The organism is Polyangiaceae bacterium (assembly GCA_015075635.1).
Taxonomy (GTDB): domain Bacteria; phylum Myxococcota_A; class Polyangia; order Polyangiales; family Polyangiaceae; genus JADJKB01.
In genome coordinates, this window is record JABTUA010000001.1 from 701,349 (window position 1) to 726,196 (window position 24,848).

Below are 24,848 nucleotides of genomic sequence, written 5' to 3' on the forward strand. Positions count from 1 at the left end.
CCACCCTGTCCCGGATTCTTCTCGTGGGCGCAGTAGCCATCCTCGCCCTCGCGGTGGCCCTCGTGCGGCGCGCCGCTCAGCGCGTGCACTGGGTGCTCACGATTGACGATGGCGACTTGCGCATTGAACGCCACGCCGGCGCCGCGACAGAGACCATCGTCGTCGACGTGCGTGAGGGCGTGCGCTTGGGGCTTGGCCTGACGGAGAGCGCAGGTCACGTCGATCCATGTATCGCTCTCACGACAGAAGCCGGTCGCGTCACGATGACTCCGGGCACTAGCCCACCGGCCACGCTTGATCGGCTGGCGGAGTTCCTACGTGAGAACGACGTGGTGGTAATCGACGCTCTTCCGCCCAACCCAGCGCCCGAGGCGCCTCGTCGCAACGCCTGATAACTGGACGTTGCACCCGCCGAACGCCGGCCACGCGAGTTTCACCGTCCGTTCCGCGCCCGCGGGCGACCACTCTGTCTTCGGCACTCGCCCGCGGCTGTCGCGCCTCGCGCTCTGCTAAGATGATCTCCGGCGTTCGCGGGTGAACGCCGTTTCGTTATCCAGCCGAAGTTTTCCGCGCTGTTGTGCAGCGCCGGCGACCCGCAGCGCCTGGCCCGCGGTTGAACTCTGAAAGTCACTCGCGCGTTCCCACGCGTCTCGCGCCGCCCGGAGCTCGTGCCGCTCGAGACGGTGCCACCGGTGGCGTACCGGCGCTGCTCGCGGCCCATGGCGCTTTGGCCAGAATCACCGTCGGGAACCGACGAAGCACGGAACTTCACCGTCAATTTTCAACGCTGGCTAACTCGACGTTGCACCCGCCGAACGCCGGTAGTGCCGAGTTTCACCGTCCGTTCCGCGGCGGCGGGCGACCACTCTGTCTTCGGCACTCGCCCGCCTCTGCAGCGCCTCGCGCTCTGCTAAGATCATCTCCGGCGTTCGCGGGTGAACGCCGTTCGTTATCCCACCGTCGCACCTTCGCCCAGGGGCAGCGCTTCCAAGACCACAGCGCCGTGCCGGCGGTTGAAGTTGAAAGTCTCTCGCGCGTTCCCATACGTTTCGACAAGCCCCAACCGTCGTCGCGCTCGAGGCGATGGCGACTGACACCGCGCTGCATCCGTGGCCCCAAGCGCCGCGACGACTACAGCGCCTTCGAAGAAATCCAAGTCGAGGCGGAGCTCCGAGTCCTCGGGCCCGCGCTTCGCCGAACCCAGGCCACTGTCCCAGGAATCACCGCAATTTCCTCCGTGGCATAACTCGACGTTTCACCCGCCGAACGCCGTCTCGCCGTGCCCAACCGTCCGTTCTGATTTCGCGGGCGAACACACTGTCTTCGGCACTCGCCCGCGCTGCACCGCCCCGCGCTCTGCTAAGATCATCTCCGGCGTTCGCGGGTGAACGTCATCCCGTTATCCGGCCGTGAGACGACTTCCCTCGATTCTGGTTGCCGGTTGCCTTCACTGCGCTCCAGCAGAGGCGCCTCTTCGGACCGACGCGCCACCGACGCGCCTCGCTCCATCGGCCACCGCCTCGTCGCCCCGGGCCAAGGCGTGTCTGTCGGACGAGGCCGTTTCCGGCGCTTCGTGGGCCACTGCGAGCGACTCCACTTTCAAGCGATTCTCCGTGCCCAACGACTCGACAGCATGCCTAGCGGCGACTGGCTGCCCTTTCACGCCACGGGACCTCCCGCGTTGCCAGGGGCATGCCACCGGGTGCGCCGTCCGTGAGCTCCTCTCGGCTGCGGCCGATCTCACGGGTAGACGAGTCGTCGTTCGTGGCGCTCTCGCGTCGGGGAACCGCGGCTTGGTCACGCTGCGGGAGCCGACCTGCGGAGACCTCTCCAACTGGCAGCTCTTGCGGGTCCACGACTCGAACGGAGAGGGCCTGTTCCTTTTGCCCGGACAGCCGGGCGACGCCTTTCTCTGTCTCGGCGACGCATCCCTGCTTTGCTGCGGGTTCCCACGTGAGGGGCGCGTGCTGGTCTCCGGAACGCTCGCAGAGCGCCCCGTTCCCCGGGGCGACTACTCTGACCACGTCTTAGAAGATCCCAAGCTGTGCAGGCTCGACTCGACCGACGCCGGATAACTCACGTTGCACCCGCCGAACGCCGGTCTTGCTGACTTCACCGTCCGTTCCGCTTCCGCGGGCGACCAAACTGATGCGGCACTCGCCCGCGTCTGTGGCGCCACGCGGACTGACGACTTGACGCTCGGCGTTCGCGGGTGAACGTGTGTCTCGTTATCCAGCCGGGAATTCTTCCGGGCCTTGTCAATGCCGACCCACCGGCCGCTCTACGCTTCGCCCGGGGGCGTCCCTCCTCTTGGGTTGCCCATCCTCGCGTGGACTTCGATCAATCGGGCAGTTGCGCCGGCGTGATTCCGATCCGTTCGCAGGACGAGCTCGAACTCCGCTGCGGCGTCTGCAAACAACCCCATCTCCTGATAGGCAATGCCGAGGTCGAAGTGCACCGCGACATTGTCGTCGCTCACCTGGGCCTTGACCCCCTGCTTGAACTTCTCGAACACCGCCTTCACGTCGATCGGATCGTCCTCGTCGTTCGCCACGGTCCACAGTCTCGCACCAGGCGAACACCGCGACCAGCTCGCTCGCACCGCTGTCTAACTCGACGTTGCACCCGCCGAACGCCGGTAGTGGCGACTTTCACCGTCCGTTCCGCACCGGCGGGCGACCACTCTGTCTTCGGCACTCGCCCGCCTCTGCGGCGCCCCGCGCTCTGCTAGGATTAATCTCCGGCGTTCGCGGGTGAACGCCGTTCGTTAGACCGACCAAGTGCCCGGGCGTCCGCCATGCGGAAAACCATCAACGACCTTATTGCCGTCGTCGAATCCACTCAGCCCCACGTTGTCGCCGACGGAGAAGCCCGGCAGGACCTAGACCGATTCACGGCTCGGTCCGGCTTCGCTCTTCCCTCAGATCTGACGGCGTTCTATGAGCGCATTTCGTCCGCGACCCTCGTCGAGAGCTACCAGATGCTGCCCCCTTCGGCGTGGGTTCGTACGGGCGCTGCCCTGCAAGGACCGGAGTGGGCCGAGTCAGAGCCTCCGTCCTGGTACGCTTTCTGCGACGCCTTCGACGGGAACTACATCGGGATCGATCTTGCCACGACCGCCGCTGGAGCCAATCCCATTCTGGACTGTGATCATGACGACGTCCGGGAGAGACGTGTCATCGCCAACTCATTCACCGAGTTCTTGACCGAAGCGCTTCGCTCTCCCGACCGCCCCTTTTACCTTGGGGTCGACTTTCAACCGATCACGACAGTGCACCTCCCGTACAACCCGCCGCTCTCGTGGCTACGACGTGAATACCACCGCTGGTCCGTCGATCCGGAAGTGGGACCCGAAACCTGCCGGCATCCCGGCTGCGCGCGTCTGCATGTTCATCTCAGCGTGCTGTGTCGCCGCCATCACTTCGAGAACATACAAAGGCTCCCCTATCCTTTTGACGACTAGTAGCTGGCGTCCAGCGGTCTAACTCGACGTTCCACCCGCCGAACGCCGGCCCTGCCTCCTTCACCGTCCGTTCCGCGTCGCGGGCGCCCTCACTGTCTGCGGCACTGCGCCCGCTCTGCTGCGCTTCGCGGTCTGATAAGATGACGCTCGGCGTTCGCGGGTGAACGCGAATTCGTTATCCAACCGTCGCACCTTCGCCCTGGGGCAGCGCTTCCAAGACCACGGCGCCGTGCGCGCGGTTGACGCTGAAAGTCTCTCGCGCGTTCCCACGCGTCTCGACAAGCCCCGACCGTGATCGCGCTCGAGGCGGTGGCGACTGACGCGCGCTGCATCCGCGGCCCCAAGTGCCGCGCGGACTGCACCGCCGTCGAAGAGTTCCATGGCGACGCCGGGCTCCGAGTCCGCGGCGTCTGGCTTCGTCGTCACCAGGCCACTGTCCCAGAAATCACCGCTATTTCCTCCGTTGGCTAACTCGCCGTTCCACCCGCCGAACGCGGTCTTGCCGCGTTTCACCGTCCGTTCCACGCCGGCCGGCGCCCTCCCTGTCTACGGCTTTGCGCCGGCCTGCGAAAGCGCTGTGCCCTCTGTTACGATGTTCCCCACGTTCGCGGGTGAACGCGATTCGTTATTCGGACAAAGCGACAAGGGGCATCGCGTGACCGCACGGGCGTTGCGGTGCCGCCGCGCCGCACGGCGACTGCAGTGCTCTCCAGCGGTCCATGGGCGTCAGCCCGAAGCGCAGGTTCACCCACGGCGCCGAACCGCGCCAAACAGTGCGCTCGATAGCGCAGCGAACGCCAGCCCAACCAGCATCGCGAGTGCCAGCGTCCAATCCTGGCGCTTAGGAACGGCCTTCTCCCCGGTCGAATCGGCTGTGAGTCTGATGCCCGAGTTTTCTTCTATCCACGCACGCGCCGGACCGAGGAGGACGAATTGCGCGGGTCTTTCCTCGCAGCGCGGCGACGTCGTCGCGGACGCGATGGCTAATACCGTGCAAGGCGCGTCGGAGAGACCCGCGCAATCGAGCGCAGGCGCACCGGAGTCGCCCTCGCAGATCCCTTTCCCGGGCGCACCAATCGAGGCCATTCCGGCCGTTCGGCCGATCGACAGTACTTGCACGGTCATCTCGCGCTTACCCAACCGACCAACAGCGTCAGTTCCGAATCCAACAACCGTCGCGTGGCGCCCCACCAAATTAATGTGCCCCTCGGTGCCCGCGGGCAATCTGGGCAAAGGAACCTCTGCTGGGAGAGAGAGCACGCAGAAGGCTATGTCCTCCCGCGTGCCGGCAAAGGCATTGCGGTGCGCCTGGCACTTGACGAGCGGAACACGGCGCACCTGTCGCCCCGACAGACGAACCTCGGTGAAGGCCGTCCCGCAATGCCCAGCGTAGACAACGACCAGCGGGTGAATGATGACCCCCGTGCAGCGTTCATCGAGCTGAACGACGAACGGCCATGCCGATTCGTCGACCGACCGCGCGCCGTAAAGCGCATGCGCTTCGTGAGGCAGCCCGAAGAGTGCTCCCGATAGGAGCCCGGGCAGTGCCGCAACGCGAATCTTTCGACTCACTCCGACCCGCGAACCAGTTGGGCGCTGCTGCTTACCACTCGGCATCGAGCACCGGCTCGACAGCGGTCGTGGCCGGGTCAAACTGCTTGCACGGTGCCGCAGCGACGGTCTTCTGCACTGCGCCGGTGAATAGCGGCTGACCAACCAGGCCCGGCTTGAGATGGACCGCAACGAAAGTGTCGAGCAGGCAGCTACCTGCTGGGACCACCGGCTTGTACGTCCCGCCCGCCGACCCTTCCTCGAGCTCAGCGGAACCGTCTAGCCACCCCTCCTTCCACCCCCCGTCGGGGACGAACTGTTCGGTGGGTTGAAAGGCCAGCACAAGCCCCGTCCACTTCTCATCGAGCTTCCCGTCAAGTGTGGCCAATGTAGCGGCGACCACCACTTCGATCGAGTCGCGGCATTCCACTTCGGGGACGATTCCGGTGGCCGGATTGTGTTCCGATTTGACGAACCAACCCGAGGCGGCGGTGCCGTCCACAGTCAAAGTCACTGAACTCGTAGAAGAGTCGGCCCACGTCAACTGCTTCACATGCTTTCCCGCGCCCAGGGCGAGCAGATGACCCGCGGTTAGGCCCAACGCAGTCTGTTCCGAAAAGCTCACTTCCGTTCGAGTCTCGATGCAGTAGCCCGCGTTGGGCCCGCCATCCGCGCCGTCGTCGTGCTTCTGTGGCGCGTTGCAGGCCGTCACGGCCGCTGTGAGAGCAAGCAGTGCTCCATGACCGATAATCGATCGAAGGTTTGCCGCGCGCATGGGGACCTCAGTACTCCGTGGACGCGGATTGGATGAAAGAGAGGTATGTGCTCTCCAATCGTCGCGCGCGCGCACAGCAAGTGTTGTTCTCGTAGCTGGTGATGGTCCCGGTGACGTACCACCCGCCCCAGACGTTGACGTACTGGATCAAACCGGTTCCGCTATTGCCGGCGCTGACGTCCCCGGGAGTGTACGTAACGTATGTCGACACCGAAGACGGGTACCTGATCGCAGTCGATCCCCGGATTCGCGGCCAGGTCGAATAGGGCGTGTCGTAGAAGTCCGTCTTGGGGACGCCCCAAATCTGGTACATCGAGTTGAGCGTGTCCGAGTTGTTCAGAACCCCCCATCCCACCCAACCCGCGGTGTACCCTGGGTTAGGAATCGCGTACCCGGTGAAGTCGATGACGGCGTAGTCGTACTGAATGGCCAGGTACGGATCGGTGGCCTGGTACCACAGGAAGGGTACCTGCATGGAGTAGCCAGCCCACAGGGTTGGGTACCCAGGCGGAATCGGCTGCATCGCGTTGTCCGAGGCGTCCGGTGCTGCACCCCAGCGATAGCGGCAGAACGGCCCGTAGCCGTCCTCGAAACAGGGCAAATACTTGTTGGCAGCGGTGTCGTAGAAACAGTGTGCCGCCGCGATCGCGGTCGAGTGCCCGATCAGCTGCCAGGTGCAATCCCGCGAGTAAACGTTCGAACCATTTTGGCACCAGAGGTCGTTTCCCCAGTTCGACGAGAAGATGTTGCACACGTTGAAACTCGCAATGACCGTGGCGTAGGGCCAAGCCGTATTGGCGCCCACCGCCCATCGGTCATCGGTGCCGCAGCAGCCATGCGTTGGCTGTCCATGGTGCTTTCCAAAGTAGATGTCGTAGTTGCCTGACGGGCTGTAACTCTCAGCCAGCTTCACCGACTTCCCTTTCAAAGCGCGCATTGCCTTGACGACGGGCACGTCCCCATCGGCAGCCAGAAAAACTCCCTCGTCGACGTGCAGAACCGGTCGAAGCGCGTCGGCTAGCTCCTCATCGGATAGCTGGTCGACGGGTCTGGTAGCGAGCTGGTGCGCGCGGACTCGTTCAAGGAACGCTTGCACCGCGGGATGTTGGTCGGAGTAGTCGCCCTCGAGCCCGGGATCGCTGCGCCAGCGCTTCACCAGGTCATCCGTCATTCGGAGGTAGCGCTTCCCCTGCGTGGTAACGAGTTCCTGACCTTGCACGACAAATGCGGCGCGACTCGAGGTCACACCCGTCACACCTTCTCCACTCGTCGGAAGTGCAGGCTCCTCAACGGCGCAAGACGTCAGTGACAAGCTGACCGCGATCAACGCCCAGTTCCCGTAGCGGCATCGGAGTTCCATGACAACGTCCTCCCTTGCGACGGTTCTCCCGGCCACGCTAACGCGTGTTCCCAGCTAGGCAAGTCGCGAGCCCGCGCAACGACCGCGCGACCAGCGTGGCCACGGAATGCCGGTTGTGCCGTTCCGGCACGTTCCCGCACGCTTCCAGAGCTGGTCGCAAAGTCCCTGTGTCAGCGGCCGGTGTGTTACTGGATGCACCTCCTCGCCGTCGCGCTCGTGCGCCCCGGTGTGTTCGCCGCCGCGGGCGGACCCTGAGGGCCCTCCCCATCTCGACCGAAGGCCATGAGATGGACGTTCGCGCCAATCGCCGCGGATGTGCGGCTGTGCGCGTCGCGAGGCGCCGCGGCAGGGTGCTGCCGGGCTCATGCCGCATAACTGGACGTTGCACCCGCCGAACGCCGGTCGTCGCGAGTTTCACCGTCCGTTCCGCGCCGGCGGGCGACCACTCTGTCTTCGGCACTCGCCCGCCTCTGCGGCGCCCCGCGCTCTGCTACGATCATCTTCGGCGTTCGCGGGTGAACGCCACTCTCGTTATACAGCCCAAGTCTTCCGCGCTGTTGTGCAGCGCCAGCGACCCACGGCGCCGCGCCACCGGTTGAAGTTCGAAAGCACTCGCGCGTTCCCACGCGTCCCGCGCACCCCGGAGCTCGTGTCGCTCGAGGCGAAGCCACCGGCGGCGAACCGGCGCTGCTCGCGGTCCACGGCGCTTTGGCCAGAATCACCGTCAGGAACCGCCGAAGCACGGAACTTCACCGTCGATTTTCAACGCTGTCTAACTCGACGTTGCACCCGCCGAACGCCGCTTTGGCCTTGCCCGCCCGTCCGTTCCGCGCCGGCGGGCGACCACTCTGTCTTCGGCACTCGCCCGCCTCTGCAGCGCCTTGCCCTCTGCTAAACTCTTCGCCGGCGTTCGCGGGTGAACGCCGTTCGTTCGTTATCCAGGCGCACTTTCGCGCTCTGTTGTGCAGCGCCGCCAAGCCCACGGCGCCTTGCCCGCGGTTGAAGTTCGAAAGTCACTCACGCGTTCCCACGCGTCTCGATCAGCCCCGAGGTCGTGCCGCTGGTGGCCATGCCACTGATGGCGTACCGGCGCTGCTCGCGGCCCATCGCGCTCGGGCCAGAATCACCGTCAGGATCCGACGAAGCACGGAACTTCACCGTCGATTTTCAACGCTGGCTAACTCGACGTTGCACCCGCCGAACGCCGGCCAGGCCGAGTTTCACCGTCCGTTCCGCGCCGGCGGGCGACCACTCTGTCTTCGGAACTCGCCCGCCTCTGCGGCGCCTCGCGCTCTGCTAAGATCATCTCCGGCGTTCGCGGGTGAACGCCGATCGTTAGGCGGACTCATGACGTTCCCGTTAAGCTCCCTTCGCATTGCTGCAGCCGCGCTGTTGATGACGGTCGCTCAATCCACAGGCGCCGAACCACCGCCCGGCCTCGAGCAGCGCACTCCCGCCGCCACTCAGCGCGCCTGGGGGTGGATCGCCACCGCCGCGGGCTCCAGCCTCCTCTTCACAAGCGCCTACGCATACACGCGCGCTGGCTCCCTGACCGGCGATGTCCCGGCTCGCTGTGATGACCGCTCAAGGGATGGTGAAGCCGGATGCGACTCCGCTCGATGGCGTCGCATGTTCTGGATGACGGGCCCGCTTGGTGCTGCAACAGCGACCGCGGGCATCGTTCTGCTGGCAACCGCTCCCACCGCCGAGCCCGACCGAAGGACTTGGCACATCGACGCAGCACCTGGACCGCGCGACCTTACACTTCGAGTTGGCGCAACATTTTGACTGAGTTGTCAGCCGCCGCCTAACTCGACGTTCCACCCGCCGAACGCCGGCCGTGCCGTGTTTCACCGTCCGTTCCGCGCCGGCGGGCGACCACTCTGTCTTCGGCACTCGCCCGCCTCTGCAGCGCCTCGCGCTCTGCTAAGATCATCTCCGGCGTTCGCGGGTGAACGCCGCCCCGTTATGCGGACGAAGGCCTCGCGAGCAGCGCCCAAGATCGTCTCGCGCCTGCGCATTGACGGCATGCTACCGTTTCCCCAATGCGACTCGCGGCGCTCACGTGCATTCTCGTTGTGCCCGTCGCTTGTGCCAGCGACTCGAAGGACTCCGCGGAAGCAGACGCGGCCGATGGCACGGCGCCCGAATGCTCGACCAGCTGCGATCCGTGTCCAGCTGGCAGCCATTGTCTAGCAGTAGGCAGCTTCGGCAAGCCAATCGTCCCCGCTTGTGTGAAGCTGTGCAACGCCACGGACGAATGCGGCGCCGATGAAATCTGCCTCATCCCAGGCGCAGTCGGAAATGCTTACTGCGTCTCCGGAGCCCTTCCTGCCCAATGCGGCGCGTACGCCACAGGACACTGCGATTTCTTCGGGTACTCCGAGTGCCGGGACGCGAACACCCTGGCCGTGGGCATCGACAAGATCGGGGTTCTGTGTGGCCACAAGCTTGTTCGGTGCCCGAAGGGATGCGAGGGCGGGCCTTTCGACGGCGGGTACGCTCCGGCCAAGTGCGTGCCGTAGGCACAACGGCAGCGACGTCCCGGATCCGCCGCATAACTCACGTTGCACCCGCCGAACACCGGCCCTGCCGACTTCACCGTCCGTCCCGCTTCCGCGGGCGACCATTGATTAGCGGCACTCGCCCGCGTGCGTTCACGCCTTGCCGACTGACGACTTGACGCTCGGCGTTCGCGGGTGAACGTGTGTCTCGTTATACAGCCATCACATGAGGCGAAGAGCGTTCGTCGCCGTGGTTCTTTCGCTGGCTGCTGCGGCTCCAGCTTGCGCCGATCACGCTGCGGCCCCGACCGCGTCTGGCGCTGTCACAGTCACGGGCAAAGTCCTTCACATCGCGGACGACAGTGAAGTCGACGGCCCCATCGTCCTCATGATCGAGTCGCCACCCGGTGAGAGCATCGACCTGCACTTCGGCTCTGTGTTCACTTCACCGTCACCGGATGCTGCCCGACGTGCCACCTTTGCGGTCGTGCGTCGGGCCAAAGTGGGCGACATCGTCCGAGCTCGAGGCACGCGCACGCGCAAAGGCGAGATCTGGCTTGAGCATCTCGAAATCCTGGGCCGAGACTGATTCGATCAGCCTTCGCCGGTGCTGTCTAACTCGACGTTGCACCCGCCGAACGCCGGTAGTGGCGAGTTTCACCGTCCGTTCCGCGTCGGCGGGCGACCACTCTGTCTTCGGCACTCGCCCGCCTCTGCAGCGCCTCGCGCTCTGCTACGATGATCTCCGGCGTTCGCGGGTGAACGCCGTTCGTTATCCAGATCAGATTTTCCCGACGAGGACGGCAGCGCCGCGAGCCTGAAGCGCCGCGACTCCATCACCGCCGTAAGTCACTCAGGCCTCCGGTCGCGCCTGGCCAAGCCCCGAGCGTCGTGGCGCTCGAAGCGGAGCGAGCCGTGAACGAACGCGGCGCTGCTTGGTGGCCCAACGCCGCGGCGCCTGCCGTGTCGTCCTCGAACGCCGAGCAAGCAGAACCGCGCCGCTCTGAACCCGAGCTCCAAGACCACGGCGCTGCGACACACGGTGACGCCAGGAGCCTCAGTGCCCAGAATCACCGAGTTTCCTACGCACTGCATAACTTGTCGTTGCACCCGCCGAACGCCGCTTTGGCCTTGCCCAACCGTCCGTTCCGCTCCCGCGGGCGACCACACTGTCTGCGGCACTCGCCCGCGGTTGCAGCGCCACGCGGTCTGATATGTTTGGCCTGCGGCGTTCGCGGGTGAACGCCAATTCGTTATACAGATCAGATTCTTCCATCGGGGAGGGCAGCGCTGCGAACCAGCACCGCCGCGACTCCATCACCGCCGTAAGTCACTCGCGCCTCCGGTCGCGCCTTGCCAAGCCCCGACCGTCGTGCCGCTCGAGGCCGTGCCCACCGCGAACGAAGGCGGCGCTGCTTGGTGGCCCAACGCGGCGGCGCTTCGTGTTTCGTACTCGAACGCCGAGCAAGCAGAACCGCGCCGCGCTGAACCCGAGCTCCAAGACCACGGCGCTGCGACAAACGGTGACGCCAGGAGCCTCAGTGCCCAGAATCACCGAGTTTCCTGCGCACTGTATAACTTGTCGTTCCACCCGCCGAACGCCGGCTATGCCCTGTTTCACCGTCCGTTCCGCGCCGGCGGGCGACACACTGTCTTCGGCGCTCGCCCGCCGCTGCAGCGCCTCGCGCTCTGTTAAACTCAGGAGCCGGCGTTCGCGGGTGAACGCCAATTCGTTATCCGGACCGACCGTGCATGATCCGCTGGGACTGGGACCCCGTCACGGAGGACCTCGGTCTTGCCAGCTGCCTATGCGGACGTGTACGTTCCTTCGGTCTCACTCTGAGATCGGGACGGGCGGCGATCCTCGCGGCCCTCGCGCCGTCTTCGCCCCGGAAACCCAGATGCCCGTTTCGTCCGCGACTTTGGGGAATTGAACAACCTCAGCTTGCGTGTCGCCGAGGGCGCAGAGCACGCGAACGGGCTCCATCAAGCGGCACTGAACCTCGTTTCGGGGAGGACCTACCGCAAGCCACACGCGCTGCGCCCGTTGCCTTTGCTGGCCGCCCAGGCGCAGAATCCAAGGGTTTCGGCACGGAGGAATCCAAGTGCGTTTCGCCACACTCTTGCTGATTAGTGCCTTGCTGGGGTGCGAAAGGGCAGGGTCCGCCGAGCGCGCGCCGCCGGACCACCCAACACAAGAGCCCGCGCCGGAAACGTCGCCGACCGAATGGCGGAAGGCGAAGTGCGACGACGGCGATGGCGAGGCCTGCTGGACCATCGGCTACAGGTACGAGAAGGGGTACAGCGACCAGGATGGCTTCTATCCGCAGGACTACGGCGCTGCCGCAAACTACTACAAACGAGGATGTACGCTTGGTGCGCTCAGTGCTTGCAACAGCTTTGCCCGTCTGCTGCGGGATGGCCACGGAGTCACCCGCGACGACCGCGGCGCAACGAACTTGTTCGTGGCCACGTGCGAGCGCGGGGACGCCATGTCGTGCGCCGAGGCGGGTGTTGCGCACCTCAACATTGATGTCGCCCGCGCAGAAGCGTTCTTTCGCAAGGCATGCACCGGGGGAAACATCGCGGGATGCAAAGCGCTGCAACGAATGGCTACCATGCCCAGGGACGCAAAGGTCCCGCCGCCGGTCGGCGGCGGAGGCTTCCGCCTTGGCTCGACACTCGACGAGGCGGCCGCCGCGTGTCGCGGGGGCGGCTTCGACTGGATGGTCGCCGTCGAGAACGAGACGCACGGCAAATGCACCGGAGTACCGGGGAAGGTCGGTTTGGACGTCGCCTACGTCCAGTCCTGCGCAAGTGGCAAGGTCTGTGACATCATGCTCGGCAAGACCCTTAGCCCCTCCAATCCGAACCAATGGCCAAACGAGTTTCAGGCCAAGCTAACCGCGCTTGAGGCCCACTATGGCAAGCCGTCGGAGCTGAAACACAAGGTGCCAACAGAGTGCTCCACGACGTTGGCGAATTGCATCGAGAGCAAGCGCGCCGAGATACACGCATGGTGGACGTGGGCAAGTGGCGAACAGGTTGTTCTGGTCGTGACCGTCATCACGGGCCGTCCGGGTCTTTGGGTGAAGTATCTCACCGCCGAATCATCGCGGCGCGCAAACGTCAATTCGCTCTGAGCGAGCCGGCTCCGCAAAGCCGAGCGGAGATCCTTCGGATGCTGAAGCGTTGGAGGCGCACCGCGCGATGTCCAACTCCGCCGAACAAGGGCGGCGCACGCGCTCGCCGTCGCACTTCAACACCGTCGTTGCACCAACGTTTGAGACGGTCGTCATCGCCGCAGAGTCCACGAGGAGTCGGCCAATGACTCCGCGCATCATCTCCGAGGGGTCACCACTGGATCGGCTGCCCGCCGGTCTCGATCATGCGCAGCGTGGGTGGCTCGAGGGCCTCCGATACTCCGTGGAGATCGCCGACCTGTCGATGCGTCGCCTTCGTGGACTCCTTCTTGACCTGGTGGGGCGCGCTTCCGCTGCCGGAGAAAGCCAGCAGGTCATCTTGGATCCCGACGCCTACACAGCGGTCGTCGCTGATGCCTGGACGTTCCTCGATGCGACCTGGCGCCTGAAACGATTCCTTGTCGACGGTCGGCTGCCTCGCCCGCCTGGTCCACCGCAGGAGCCTCCAGAAGAAACCGACGTGACGCTCGATCTGTCCCGATTCGAGGATGCGCTGACCGACGTGAAGGCCGCGCGCGACGGGTTTCAGCACTTCGACGACCAAGCCGCACGCATCGCAAGTGAACGCAAACCAGTCTGGGGGTACATCAATTGGGCTGTGATCTCGCCGGAAACGAAGACAGGCCACACGTGTTTGCTCGTGCCCGGTGGGCTACCGCCGGGATCCACCAACTTCAGCTTCGTCAACCCGGCCGGCAAGCCCTTCCACCCGCCGGTGGACCATATCGTGCTGCATGCGTTCGACAAGAGTATCGACCTCACCGAGCTTCATCGTCAGCTTGCAGATGTTACGCAGCGCCTGGAGACGATCCTTCGACCTCAGTTTGAAGGTTCCGGGGTCAACGCGGCGACCTTCTTGGTGTTGATAAAGCTGAGCTTCGGTTCCACAGGCGAGCCCGAACCCACCGTTGGCGCCGCCGGATAACTCACGTTGCACCCGCCGAACGCCGGTTTTGCCTTGCCCAACCGTCCGTTCCGCTTCCGCGGGCGAACATTCTGATGCGGCACTCGCCCGCGTCTGTCGTGCCTCGCCGACTGACGACTTGACGCTCGGCGTTCGCGGGTGAACGTGTGTCCCGTTATTCGGCCGACGGCAATTGGCTGCAACTCGGGTCGCCCAGCCTCTGGCAAAGGTGGCGGAGCATTCTGCGGTTGGGCTCGTTGAACGCTCTCCCCGCCTGCCAATGTCTCTTCAGGTTCTCCTTGACCCTCACCATCTTCTTCACTTCGCCGAGCCCCGCATCAAGGCCCTGGTCGCGAATAGCACGACGCGCCTCCATCTCCTCCTCAAGCTCGCGCTCGTCCGGGCTGGGTGAAGGGGCTCGCTCATCAAAGTCCACGGCGTCCTCGCCCGCTGCAGGGCTCGTCGGGATGCGCGCGGGTGTCTGCGCCGTCTTCATCAAGCCGACCGTGGCCGCCACCCCAAGGGCAATCACGACAAGCATTGCGATCGTGAGGACGCGAGCCCGAACCATTGGGTCACTCGAAATGATACGCCGTGCGACATGATGTCGCGATCGCCCCGAAACGCCGCATAACTCGACGTTCCACCCGCCGAACGCCGGCCAGGCGAGTTTCACCGTCCGTTCCGCGTCGCGGGCGCGCTCACTGTCTGCGGCACTGCGCCCGCTCTGCAGCGCCTCGCCGTCTGCTACGATGATCTCCGGCGTTCGCGGGTGAACGCGAATTCGTTATACAGATCAGGCTTCTCCAACCGGAGAGACAGCGCCGAGCGCGCCAGTACCGCCGCGACGACGGACGACGCTGACGGTCTCTCGCGCATCCGGTCGCGCCTTGCCGACCCCCAACCGTCTTCGCGGCTGAAGCGACGACGACTGCGAACGCAAGCGGCGCTGCATGGGCATCGGAAGCGCCACGCCGAGCAACAGGTCCGAGAAATGCCCAGCACTCAGCACCCGCGCCGGCTGAGCTCGAGTTCCAAGTCCACAGCGCCCCGACTCACGGTGACGCCGGAGTCTCAGTGCCCAGAATCACCGATATTTCAAAGCACTGTATAACTGCCGTTCCACCCGACGAACGCCGGCCTGGCCTTGCCCCACCGTCCGTTCCGCGCCCGCGGGCGACACACTGATGCGGCACGCGCCCGCGTGCGTTCACGCCCCGCGCTCTGTTACGATGTTCCTCGGCGTTCGCGGGTGAACGTCATCTCGTTATTCGGCCGTTGACCGTACGGCTCACTTCTCCCAGAACACCATGCCCCGCATGGAGAACTCGCTGATGTCCACCGTTCCTGACGGACCAGACGCGCCCAGGTTGCATGAACCCGTACCCCCAACTCGGTACTCGCGCACGTCCGGATAGTTGTCATCAACCACCGTGTGCTCGGCCACATCAATCGTGCAGGCGCCACCTGGCGTCTGCCACGCCTGCTGAGAGCTCTGCCTGACCACGCCGACGTCGGCCTGCACCATGCCCGTGGTTCCCTCTGAGACCTCGTGCAACGCGAACTTCATCTGCTCGCCTTGGTCCCCTGGCAGCCCGATGAACGTGACCACCGTCCGCGGGCCGGGCGGGTAGCTCCCGCTTGCATCGCAGGGTGCCTTGCCGCTCGTCGTCACCTCCACCGCTCCAGAGAGGGTAACCGTCAAGGCGCAGTCCTCACCAGTGGCCTGTTCGCCATCGTTGTCGTCGCCGCCGCACCCTGCAATCGCTACCGCACACGCCAGCGTACACAAGCGCAACATGCTGGCTGGCAGTCTAGGCGTCACTGCCATCGACGTCGAGCGTTCGCGAAGGACGTGGGCCGACCGCCGAAGCATCCGCCGCATAACTCACGTTGCACCCGCCGAACGCCGGCCCTGCCGACTTCACCGTCCGTTCCGCGCCCGCGGGCGACCAAACTGATGCGGCACTCGCCCGCGTCTGCAGCGCCTTGCCGAACGACGACTTGACGCTCGGCGTTCGCGGGTGAACGTGTGTCTCGTTAGACCGCCGTAGCAGAGTGGCCATGCCTTCCGAGTTGATCCTCTGTGTCCCCGGGCCTTGGCGCGACAGAAACGAGTTTCTTGGACGCGTCGTCACGCACGAGCCCAAAGGGCGCTTCATGTTCGCCGGAGGCGTGCTGGCTGACATCGAGATGAAAGACCACGTCGCAGCGGAGTTCGAGGAGGGGGTTCCACATCTGTCTCGTGCGTTTGCCATCGCGGGACAGGGTTGCGTCCCCGACACCCTTGCTGCCAAGCTCGAGAATTGCCCCGTGGTCTTCCTGCATTTCCCCATCAACCTCGCTGAACAGCGAGACCGGGTCGTCCGGTTCTCCACGGTTCTGCGAGGCGCTGGGGGGCTCGCCGTGAAGGTTGAGTCGGCAGGCGTGGCGCACACCTGGGAGCGTTGGTTCGAGCTCCTTGGCGGGAGTGCTTTCGACCTCTATTGCGCTGCGGTCGTCCTCGTTGGGGGTGATGACCGCTACTACTCTTGCGGCATGCACCACTTCGGCCTCGCAGATTGCGCGGTGTCGCGTCGGATGCCGATCGAATCTGCGGCCGACCTGATCAATCAGTTCAACTACTGGTGCATCGCGGAGCGCCCGACGCTCGCTTCAGGGCACACATTTTCGGTCTCGGCCGACGCTCCCGCGTATCGCCTGGCGCAGCACCCAGACTCCCTCCACCCTCCAGATGACCTATTCCACAATCCACACGGCGTATGGCATCTGGACGCGGTCTAACTCGACGTTGCACCCGCCGAACGCCGGTCTGGCCTTGCCCCACCGTCCGTTCCGATTTCGCGGGCGACCACTCTGATGCGGCACTCGCCCACGCTGCAGCGCCCCGCGCTCTGCTACGATGTTCCTGGCGTTCGCGGGTGAACGCGAATTCGTTAGGCGGACAAACGTTGAGCGCATACTCGACCAGTTCTCCCTACTGCGTGTGCCGAGTCGCCGCTCGACTTCACCGATACTCTGCACTTGCAGCGCTCTCCGTAGCTTTTGTGACTTGCCATGACAAGCGCGACTCGCCGGGCGCACCTGGCACGCCTTCTGTGGCGCCTCCGCTGCCCTTGGAGGATGCTCCGTCGCCGGACCAAGCAGCTTTTTTCGAGCGCGTTGCCAAGTACAGATTGACCCCTGACCGAATCGGCGACGCGGCACCGACCTGCCGACCCACCCGATCAGACAGCGGTCCATGCGAAACCGTGCTGCAGGTGAGGACCAACCCGGATCGGGTCTTCGTTGCCACGTTCTACAGGGACGCTCCGGCGGCCATCCATTTCTCGCAGGAGTTCGGCACGAGTGTCCGGTGCCCGGGGATCGGTGCGACGATTCTCTTCGGGTATCGCACACCCCCCGGGGTGACACCCGAAATTGCCGGGCAGCGCTGCGAATTCCGAACGGGTGCGCTTTCCGGCCTCCAACTTTTGATCGAGAGGCTACCCATAGACGGCGGCGCCTACATCGGGCGAGTGCACGTCTTCTCCCAGGAGTACGTGGAGCGAGATCGCGCTTTCGCCGACGTGGTTGCGAAGGGCGCAGCCCTGGCGGTGCCTCCCCACCGGTAAAGTCGGCAACCACGTTTCGTTGCTGATGAAGGGACCTCGGGCGAGCCGCCTAACTCACGTTGCACCCGCCGAACGCCGGTCTTGCCGACTTCACCGTCCGTCCCGCGCCCGCGGGCGAACATTCTGATGCGGCACTCGCCCGCGTCTGTGGCGCCTTGCCGACTGACGACTTGACGCTCGGCGTTCGCGGGTGAACGTGTGTCTCGTTATGCAGACACGCCGCACTGCTAGCCGGTGCATCTCGCGTAGTCTGCTACGCTGAAGCTCATTGTGTGGCTTGGAGTGCGGGTCTTTCCCTTGTTCAACTTGGGGCTGCTCGCGTTTCTCGCGGGCGCCGCGACCGCGCAGGCTGAGCCGGAAGTCCGATCGCGAGACGCAGGCTCGTTGTGGGCGCGCGGCACCGCAGGCCCCGCGTATCTCGCCGGAACGTACTCGCAGACCGAGGATTCACCGGCTGGCAGGCGAACCTACGCCGGCACGGTCGATGGTCCTGGGGCCGAGCTCTCTTTCGCGGCCGGGCCGCTGCTGGCTCCGGCGCTTGGGATTGGCGGATACTTGGACATTGGCATGTTCGGCGCCGGGACCAAGATGGGCCTGACGACGGCCTCGATGCCATACCAGGCCTCACTCGGTGTCCTCTCTCTCTCGCCGCCACCGACGAGCTGTACTCCTCGGCATCTGTCGGTGCCGCCCAGGTCGGGTGGCTATCTGGTAGCCGAGCAGCCGTTGCTGGCGCCCCGCGCCTTGCCGGGCGCCTGCGTGGACTGCTCGCGGCCCTCAGCGCGGGTTGGTTCGGTGGCTCGCTCGGGTTCGAAGGGCGTCTCGCGTACTCCCATGTGTTCGGCGACGACGCGGACCTGGAATCACTCATCTTCGGAATCGCGTTCGCCGCGCAGCACTGGTAGTGCGACCGAACTCGTCGTGCGGTGCGTAGACCAGGGATTGAGTGAGCTGGAAGTCACCACGCTCCGTGCCCTGCATAACTCGCGTTCGACCCGCCGAACGCCGGTCATGCCGCGTTTCACCGTCCGTTCCGCGCCCGCGGGCGACCACTCTGTCTGCGGCACTCGCCCGCCTCTGCAGCGCCACGCGGTCTGCTACGATGACGCTCGGCGTTCGCGGGAGAACGCGATGGTCGTTATTCAGCCGGAACCCGGATACTCGCCGGCCTCGTGCCCGTGCCTGTCACGGTCAGTTGCACAAGTATAGACGTCTGTCTATACTTCCTCTCGTGACTGCTCGAGCCAAATTGTTCCAAAACGGCGGGAGCCAGGCGGTTCGATTGCCCAAGTCGTGCCGGTTTCCGGGCAACCAACAAGAGGTCGTCGTCCATCGCGAAGGGCGCCGCGTCGTGCTGGAGGCGCCTGACGAATGGCCAGCTGAGTTCGTTCGATGCCTTGGCGCATGGCCAGAAGAGATCGAGCGGCCCAAGGCACATCGCCTGCGTGCGCCTGGCGATCCCTTCTGAATGAAGTACATGCTCGACACCGACACCATAAGCTACGCGCTGCGTGGTCAAGGCGGGGTTGGTGCGCGCCTCTTGCAGCATCGCCCATCCGAACTCTGCATGAGCACCGTGACGCTGGCGGAGTTGCGTTTCGGTGCGGACAAGCGCGCTTCACGCAAGTTGCACCGTCTGATCGACACGTTCACCGCGAGCGTCACGCCGCTCCCCTTCGACGCCGAAGCGGCTGCCCACTTTGGCCGACTTGCTTCCTCCTTGGCGGCCAAAGGGACACCGATCGACGGCTTCGACGCGATGATCGCTGCGCACGCGATCGCTCAGCAGGTCGTTCTCGTGACGAACAATGCCAAGCACTTCGCTCGCGTGCCCGGACTTCGTTGCGAGAACTGGGTCTGATGTCGCGCGCAGCCGCTGCATAACTCACGTTGCACCCGCCGAACGCCAGTCTTGCCGGACTTCACCGTCCGTTCCGCTCCGGCGGGCGACCATTCTGATGCGGCACTCGCCCGCCTCTGCAGCGCTTTGCCGACCGACGACTTGACGCTCGGCGTTCGCGGGTGAACGCGTGTCTCGTTATACAGCTTTGTGGCTTCGCTGTTGGGCAGCGCCGCTCGTTCCGCCGGTCGAAGTTGTAGGTCTCCGCCGCTTCGCACAGCGCCCTGACGAGCCCCAGCCGTCGTCGCGCTCGCGGCGATGGCTGCTGCACCGCGCAAGACCACGGCGCCTTGCCCGCGGTTGAAGCTGACGGTCTCTGACGCTTCGCACAGCGCCGTGCCAAGCCCCCGCCGAGCTCGCGCTCGAGGCGGAGCTGACTGTTGAAGTTCGCGGCGCTGCGGCCAAGACCACGGCGCCATGACGACTGTACCGTTCGGACAAGCAGAGCCGAGCCCACGCGCCTCGCCACTGCTCCGAGAATCACCGTCGTGCCAAGACCTGTATAACTGGTCGTTGCACCCGCCGAACGCCGTTGTGGCCTTGCCCAAGCGTCCGTTCCGATGCCCGCGGGCGCCCTCACTGTCTGCGGCACTGCGCCCGCGCTGCTGCGCCTCGCGGTCTGGTAGGATGACCCCCGGCGTTCGCGGGTGAACGCCCTACTCGTTAAACAGCCGAACCATGGCCCTGGGACCGCACGTTCCGGAGTGGGCCCAGCTCCAACAGGCCCTCGCGGCGCTCGCGCACGACGCGTGCGCGACGAGCGCCTCCGTTCTCGACGCTTGGGGCTTGCCTTGGTGCTGCGCGCCGCACCACAACATCGCCGTTGCGAGGGACGCCGCGCGCAGTCTCCGCCGCGCGCTCGCGTCGCTTGATCTTCCACTGCAGCAGGGCGGTTCACTTGATCGCCTCTGTAGCGCCGACGATGCTGGCGTGGCGTACGTTCGCTCCTTCGCCACCGTCTACGTGCTCGTCCTGCGATACGACGCACTGCCGGACCTAACCAGGGCGCGACGCGCGACCCTCCAAGCCCTTCCGCAGATCGAAGCGCTGGTCGAGAAGCTGCCGCCACCGGCGGGCCCAGGTTCAGGGTCGGCCGAGGCCCTTGGCAGCGCTTGAGATACCGCGACGTCGACACCGTTCCTCGCGCTGTCTAACTCGACGTTGCACCCGCCGAACGCCGGTAGTGGCGAGTTTCACCGTCCGTTCCGCGCCGGCGGGCGACCACTCTGTCTTCGGCACTCGCCCGCCTCTGCAGCCCCTCGCGCTCTGCTACGATGGTCTCCGGCGTTCGCGGGTGAACGCCGTTTCGTTAGGCGGACAGATGAGAACTCATTGCGGGTTGATCTGCGGACTGTCGGTGGCCACGGTTGTTGCGTGCGGTTCCGAGCCCGCCGCCTCGACGCGAACTAGCTGCCCTCACTACTTCGTCCAGGTTGACGCGGGTGCCACTGGATTCACCTCGGTTGGAGAATACCAACAGGATTCTGCGTTCTGTGCGCAGTACTGCGCCGCCGACTACCCCGTGTGTCAGTTGGCCGAGGAGACCAAAGTGAAGTGTCAGCGCGGGTGCGCATGATGCAGGTCGCTCGACGCGGTCGATGCCGCCTAACTCGCGTTCGACCCGCCGAGCGCCGGTCGTGGCGAGTTTCACCGTCCGTTCCGCGCCCGCGGGCGACCACTCTGTCTTCGGCACTCGCCCGCGTGCGTTCACGCCCCGCGCTCTGTTACGATGAGCCCCGGCGCTCGCGGGTCAACGCGTGCCCCGTTATTCGGACAAGCCTCATGCCCACGCGGAAACGGTTCGTCGCATTCGAGGTCTTCATCAACAGAAAGCGCCAATTCCTTGCGGGCCACGCGAATCAGTCAGTGCTCACTGCAAGCGTGACCTGGGGCGCTAGCGATGAGCCCTTCCTGTACGTCGGAGGACTGACAGCCTCGCGGGCCGGAAAGGAGAGCTATACGACTTGGTGCAAGAAGGGCTCCCAGGAACTCTACCAATTTCTTCGCCCCGGAGATGAAGTCAGACTCCGCGTCCTGGAGGTGGACCACGCGGATGCGCCACACCATCGGGAGACCAAGCCTGCCGAAAGTAACCGCCAGCCTCGGAAGCGACCAACGCGATCGAAAAAGCCCCGAACGAGTCGCTGAGTGCGGTGCGTACGAGCCGCATAACTCGCGTTCCACCCGCCGAACGCGGGTCTTGCCGACTTCACCGTCCGTTCCGCGACGGCCGGCGCCCTCTCTGTCTACGGCTTGCGCCGGCCTGCGAAAGCGCCGCGCTGTCTGCTACGATGTTCCTCGCGCTCGCGGGTGAACGCGTGTCTCGTTATACAGCCGCACTTTTGCGCGCTGATATGCAGCGCCGCCGAGCCCACGGCGCCCTGCCCGCGGTTGAAGTTGAACGTCGCCCACGCGTTCCCACGCGTCTCGATCAGCCCCCAGCTCATGCCGCTGGTGGCGGTGCCGCCGGTGACGAACCGGCGCTGCTCGGTGACCGATCAGCGACGCCGGGATGCGCGGCGGGTGGAATCGTGCGTGGGGCTCAGCCGAGGGTCTTCTTGAACGCGGCGGGGGTCAGGGCCTCGAGCGGCAGCGCGAAGACATCGCGGTGGGTCCCGAGGCGCTCGAAGGCCCAGGTGAGATAGGCCTGCGCAGGGACACCTAGAGCTCGACAGGTGGCGATGATGCCGAGGAGCACGCAAGCACGGTGGGCGCCTTCCGTGCTGCCGGCGAAGAGCATGTTGAGGCGCAGCTTGGCGACGTTCTGAAACTCGCGCTCGGTGGGAGAGTTGTCGATGGGGACCAGCGGGTCGTCGACGAAACGGAAGAGCGCGTCCCGATGGTTCTTGTAGTACTGAATCGCCGCCGCCAGCGGCTCGGAGGCAAGAGCGTCGGCTCGACGGCGTCGCGCCAGCGCTCGAAGTCCTGGACGATGGGGCGAATGCACCGCTGGCGATGTTCTCTGAGCGCCTCTCCGACCAGGCCGAGCTTCTGCGCCTCTCCTCTTCGCCGTAGATCGCGCCCAGGAAGGCGCCGCCTTCGAGAGCGAGCACCGGCTGGGTGTCTTCTGCGTCACGGAACTTGCGACGGCCGTGGGCGTTGCACCCGGCCTCGAGCACGCGGCCTGAAGCGAAGACGTCGTTGAAGCGATGCTCGGCATCGGCGGTGAGGGTACCTCGGAAGGGTCTGAGCTTCGCGGCGACGACCTCGCCGCTCTTGTCGGGCTCGTACTGAAAGACCGCGACGTCGTGGTTGCGGTAGAGCTCCACGTAACCGTTGTGCGCAGCGGAAGCTTCTTGATGATGACCTTCAACCCGGTGCCGTCGGTAGCCATCCAGGAGCCGGCGAGCAGCTGCTTCCAGTGCAAACCGTCGATGCCCGACAGCAGGTCGGCAGCGCGCTCGATGAAGGTCACCAGCGTGCTCATCGCGATCGGGACTCCGCGCTCGGCGAGGTCGCGCCGGATGCGGTCGAGCGGCGTGAGCAGCCAGAACTTCTGGTACACGAGCCACGCGAGCCACTCGCAGGTGACCTTGGAGCGCTCGTAGGGGGCAGGCAGAGAGCGCAGCGTCGTGCGCTCGCCACACTCGCGACAGCGACACGTGTAGCGACGAACGACGCGCCGGCGCTGGTGTTCCTTGACGACGTGGAGCTTCTCCTCGACGAGCTCGTCGACGACGTCCAGGGCAGCTCCGCCGCACTCGGCGCACGAGTCCGGGCGGAGCTCGTGGTCTTCGGCTTCAAGGTGGCCGGGGATCGGCTTGCGCCCGGTGGGCCGTGGCTTCTTTTTCGGCGGAGTCTCAGCGGGGGGCTTCTCCGGGGCCTTCGGGCGCTCATCGAAAGCACGCTGGGCTTCTCCCTCGACGACGGGCGGGCAGCGGCTGGCGCTGCAGCGCCGGGAGCAGGAGCCTTTCGCTGCTTGCGCTGCGCTACGGCGAGCAACTCGGCCACGCGCTCGTTCAGCCGCGCGAGCTCCACGACGAGCTGGCCGACCTGCGCGGTCAGGGACTTGGTCCGCTCGCGAAGCTCCGCGTTCTCTCTGCGCAGCGCTTCCAGCTCGTTCACAGACGAGTAGAGATCATACTTGGAGATCCGTGTCGATCCCCTTGCGTGCTTTTTCGAATCGAGGCCGCCGGTACCAGCCGCGCCGCGCCGCTGTGAAGTCGATCCCAGCCAGCAGCGAGGCGAACGCCGAGCCGTCGATCACCACCTGCGGCTTGTCGCCGTCCAGCAGCGGAAGCTGAAAGCTCCCAGCCTCGAGGCGCTTGGCGAGAACACACCAGCCCGACCCGTCGAACCACAGAGCCTTCGCGATCCGCCTGCGCTTGTTGAGGAAGAGATACAGGTGGCCATCGACTGGATCGAGCCCCAGGCCGCGCACAGCGCCGGCTCGGCGGTCACCTTGACGGTCTGCTTGCCAGCCCCCGCCACGCACATCACCACATGCACCTTCGCGGCAGCCCGGGTGTGGTTGGTGCGGCAGGCCGGAAACGCCTTGGCCAGCAGCTCGTGCAGGCGGATGACCGTCGAGTCCGCGATCAGGATGTCGCGGAACTGAGCGGCCGTTCCCCGATGCCAGCGACGAGCGCATCCACCTCGTCGAGGAACTCACCGCCCAGGCCAGCGCGCGCCTCTTCGTAATGCAGCATCGCGCTGCGCAGGTCCTCCTGCGCGCCGTCAGAGAGCCGCGTTCTCACTTCGCGCGCAGCTCGGCCCGCAACCTGGCCTTCACGGTCTCCCAGTCCTCGAGCTTGTCTTCACCGCGGTCGATCGCGGCGCTCCGTCGGTCCAACTCCGCAAGCCACTCCCGCTCCCAGCGTTCGTCCTGGCGCTCTTCGACACTGTTCAGCAACTCGGTCGCCAGCGCCAGCCGCTTGTCCGGAGGAAGCGCCAACGCGCGCCGCAACAACTCGTCGGGGTGTGACTGCGCCATGCGTGAAGCATAGCTCGATTGCGCCCCGCCGACAGCCGCATAACTCGACGTTCCACCCGCCGAACGCCGGCCTCGCCTTGCCCCACCGTTCGTTCCGCGCCGGCGAGCGACCACTCTGACTTCGGCACTCGCCCGCCTCTGCACCGCCCCGCGCTCTGCTACGATGATCTCCGGCGTTCGCGGGTGAACGTGTGTCTCGTTAGACGGACGCATGATCGGCGGTGAGCCAGGCTGTGCCACTGAACTCGCAGCGCCGCTGAGTTGCGGCAGGCACGGTTCGTGCAGAGTTCGTGCCATGCGCAACGCCGGTCGGGTGCTTCGTAGCTCGGCGACAACCGTCGCAGCGATCTTGTCGGCGTTGCTGTTCGCCTCGTGTGGCGGGGATAGTGCCGAGACCATTCTTCACGCGTCACATGACGCATCCTTCTCCGACGCGACAGACGCCGACGCCAGCGACTCACATGATTCAAGTGCTGACAGTTCTCCTGCGGATGCGTCCACACATTCCTGTGGCCTAGGCGCCTGTCAGACTGGAGAAGTCTGTTGGTGCACAAGCCCGGTTGTCTGCTGCCCCATCGGCACTCTCTGTTACGTCTGTCCTGACGCAGCCCAGGCTGATTCCGGCGACGCAAGTGCCGAGA

The 24,848-nt window shown here is 65.4% G+C and carries 18 protein-coding genes and 1 pseudogene; 8 read left to right on the top strand and 11 right to left on the bottom strand.

The window, feature by feature from the left end:
• Positions 1–23: 23 nt before the first annotated feature.
• Positions 24–392, top strand: a complete 369-nt coding sequence (locus tag HS104_03235) for a hypothetical protein (GenBank protein ID MBE7478993.1) — start codon at positions 24–26, stop codon at positions 390–392.
• Between the two features lie 1,889 nt (positions 393–2,281).
• Here HS104_03235 and HS104_03240 read toward each other — a convergent pair.
• Complete coding sequence (locus tag HS104_03240) at positions 2,282–2,554, bottom strand: hypothetical protein (GenBank protein MBE7478994.1); 273 nt, start codon at positions 2,552–2,554, stop codon at positions 2,282–2,284.
• A 243-nt stretch (positions 2,555–2,797) separates the two neighbouring features.
• Between HS104_03240 and HS104_03245 the strand changes: the two genes are divergently transcribed.
• Positions 2,798–3,463 (top strand): SMI1/KNR4 family protein, encoded by a 666-nt coding sequence (locus HS104_03245; GenBank protein MBE7478995.1) that lies wholly within the window; start codon positions 2,798–2,800, stop codon positions 3,461–3,463.
• 744 nt (positions 3,464–4,207) lie between these two features.
• On the opposite strand, the gene HS104_03250 is transcribed toward HS104_03245, so the two are convergent.
• Genes HS104_03250 through HS104_03260 form a run of 3 tightly spaced genes read right to left on the bottom strand, consistent with a single transcriptional unit; the run spans position 4,208 to position 6,960 of the window.
• Positions 4,208–5,035 (bottom strand): trypsin-like serine protease, encoded by an 828-nt coding sequence (locus HS104_03250; protein MBE7478996.1) that lies wholly within the window; start codon positions 5,033–5,035, stop codon positions 4,208–4,210.
• Positions 5,036–5,066: 31 nt separating this feature from the next.
• Entirely contained in the window at positions 5,067–5,789 is a 723-nt protein-coding gene (locus tag HS104_03255) for a hypothetical protein (GenBank protein ID MBE7478997.1), read from the bottom strand.
• A gap of 7 nt (positions 5,790–5,796) precedes the next feature.
• Complete coding sequence (locus HS104_03260) at positions 5,797–6,960, bottom strand: hypothetical protein (protein MBE7478998.1); 1,164 nt, start codon at positions 6,958–6,960, stop codon at positions 5,797–5,799.
• Between the two features lie 2,919 nt (positions 6,961–9,879).
• Between HS104_03260 and HS104_03265 the strand changes: the two genes are divergently transcribed.
• From HS104_03265 to HS104_03275, 3 genes are all read left to right on the top strand, one after another.
• Positions 9,880–10,242: a hypothetical protein gene (locus HS104_03265; GenBank protein MBE7478999.1), complete on the top strand. Its 363-nt coding sequence runs from the start codon at positions 9,880–9,882 to the stop codon at positions 10,240–10,242.
• 1,516 nt (positions 10,243–11,758) lie between these two features.
• The gene (locus HS104_03270; GenBank protein MBE7479000.1) at positions 11,759–12,796 is read left to right on the top strand and encodes a sel1 repeat family protein; all 1,038 of its coding nucleotides are present in this window, start codon (positions 11,759–11,761) and stop codon (positions 12,794–12,796) included.
• A gap of 184 nt (positions 12,797–12,980) precedes the next feature.
• On the top strand, positions 12,981–13,781 hold the full coding sequence (locus tag HS104_03275; GenBank protein ID MBE7479001.1) for a hypothetical protein: 801 nt from the start codon (positions 12,981–12,983) through the stop codon (positions 13,779–13,781).
• A gap of 154 nt (positions 13,782–13,935) precedes the next feature.
• On the opposite strand, the gene HS104_03280 is transcribed toward HS104_03275, so the two are convergent.
• Together HS104_03280 and HS104_03285 are read right to left on the bottom strand one after the other, a co-directional pair.
• The gene (locus HS104_03280; protein ID MBE7479002.1) at positions 13,936–14,436 is read right to left on the bottom strand and encodes a hypothetical protein; all 501 of its coding nucleotides are present in this window, start codon (positions 14,434–14,436) and stop codon (positions 13,936–13,938) included.
• Between the two features lie 615 nt (positions 14,437–15,051).
• Positions 15,052–15,561, bottom strand: coding sequence for a hypothetical protein (locus HS104_03285; protein MBE7479003.1), 510 nt, complete (start codon positions 15,559–15,561; stop codon positions 15,052–15,054).
• 263 nt (positions 15,562–15,824) lie between these two features.
• On the opposite strand from HS104_03285, the gene HS104_03290 reads away from it, so the two are divergent.
• The 3 genes from HS104_03290 to HS104_03300 all read left to right on the top strand — a co-directional run bounded on the left by HS104_03290 (position 15,825) and on the right by HS104_03300 (position 20,390).
• Positions 15,825–16,544 carry a hypothetical protein gene (locus HS104_03290; protein ID MBE7479004.1) on the top strand — a complete coding sequence of 240 codons (720 nt, stop codon included), beginning with the start codon at positions 15,825–15,827 and terminating at the stop codon, positions 16,542–16,544.
• Positions 16,545–18,842: 2,298 nt separating this feature from the next.
• Positions 18,843–19,235 (top strand): type II toxin-antitoxin system VapC family toxin, encoded by a 393-nt coding sequence (locus tag HS104_03295; protein MBE7479005.1) that lies wholly within the window; start codon positions 18,843–18,845, stop codon positions 19,233–19,235.
• 717 nt (positions 19,236–19,952) lie between these two features.
• Positions 19,953–20,390 (top strand): hypothetical protein, encoded by a 438-nt coding sequence (locus HS104_03300; protein ID MBE7479006.1) that lies wholly within the window; start codon positions 19,953–19,955, stop codon positions 20,388–20,390.
• A 1,426-nt stretch (positions 20,391–21,816) separates the two neighbouring features.
• Here HS104_03300 and HS104_03305 read toward each other — a convergent pair.
• From HS104_03305 to HS104_03325, 5 genes and pseudogenes are all read right to left on the bottom strand, one after another.
• Positions 21,817–22,221, bottom strand: coding sequence for a transposase (locus HS104_03305; protein MBE7479007.1), 405 nt, complete (start codon positions 22,219–22,221; stop codon positions 21,817–21,819).
• A 37-nt stretch (positions 22,222–22,258) separates the two neighbouring features.
• Positions 22,259–22,984: pseudogene (locus tag HS104_03310) on the bottom strand (transposase).
• 368 nt (positions 22,985–23,352) lie between these two features.
• Entirely contained in the window at positions 23,353–23,655 is a 303-nt protein-coding gene (tnpB, locus tag HS104_03315) for an IS66 family insertion sequence element accessory protein TnpB (protein ID MBE7479008.1), read from the bottom strand.
• Between the two features lie 157 nt (positions 23,656–23,812).
• Positions 23,813–23,971, bottom strand: a complete 159-nt coding sequence (locus HS104_03320) for a hypothetical protein (protein MBE7479009.1) — start codon at positions 23,969–23,971, stop codon at positions 23,813–23,815.
• Positions 23,968–24,207, bottom strand: a complete 240-nt coding sequence (locus HS104_03325; protein ID MBE7479010.1) for an addiction module protein — start codon at positions 24,205–24,207, stop codon at positions 23,968–23,970. The genes HS104_03320 and HS104_03325 overlap by 4 nt, the downstream gene beginning before the upstream one ends.
• Between the last annotated feature and the right edge of the window lie 641 nt (positions 24,208–24,848).

Bases quoted from the DNA above. Each gene is read 5' to 3' on its own strand.
- HS104_03245 (MBE7478995.1), top strand. From the start codon at position 2,798: ATGCGGAAAACCATCAACGACCTTATTGCCGTCGTCGAATCCACTCAG.
- HS104_03255 (MBE7478997.1), bottom strand. From the start codon at position 5,789: ATGCGCGCGGCAAACCTTCGATCGATTATCGGTCATGGAGCACTGCTT.
- HS104_03260 (MBE7478998.1), bottom strand. From the start codon at position 6,960: ATGACGGATGACCTGGTGAAGCGCTGGCGCAGCGATCCCGGGCTCGAG.
- HS104_03265 (MBE7478999.1), top strand. From the start codon at position 9,880: ATGAGGCGAAGAGCGTTCGTCGCCGTGGTTCTTTCGCTGGCTGCTGCG.
- HS104_03275 (MBE7479001.1), top strand. From the start codon at position 12,981: ATGACTCCGCGCATCATCTCCGAGGGGTCACCACTGGATCGGCTGCCC.
- HS104_03285 (MBE7479003.1), bottom strand. From the start codon at position 15,561: ATGTTGCGCTTGTGTACGCTGGCGTGTGCGGTAGCGATTGCAGGGTGC.
- HS104_03290 (MBE7479004.1), top strand. From the start codon at position 15,825: ATGCCTTCCGAGTTGATCCTCTGTGTCCCCGGGCCTTGGCGCGACAGA.
- HS104_03295 (MBE7479005.1), top strand. From the start codon at position 18,843: ATGAAGTACATGCTCGACACCGACACCATAAGCTACGCGCTGCGTGGT.
- HS104_03300 (MBE7479006.1), top strand. From the start codon at position 19,953: ATGGCCCTGGGACCGCACGTTCCGGAGTGGGCCCAGCTCCAACAGGCC.
- HS104_03325 (MBE7479010.1), bottom strand. From the start codon at position 24,207: ATGGCGCAGTCACACCCCGACGAGTTGTTGCGGCGCGCGTTGGCGCTT.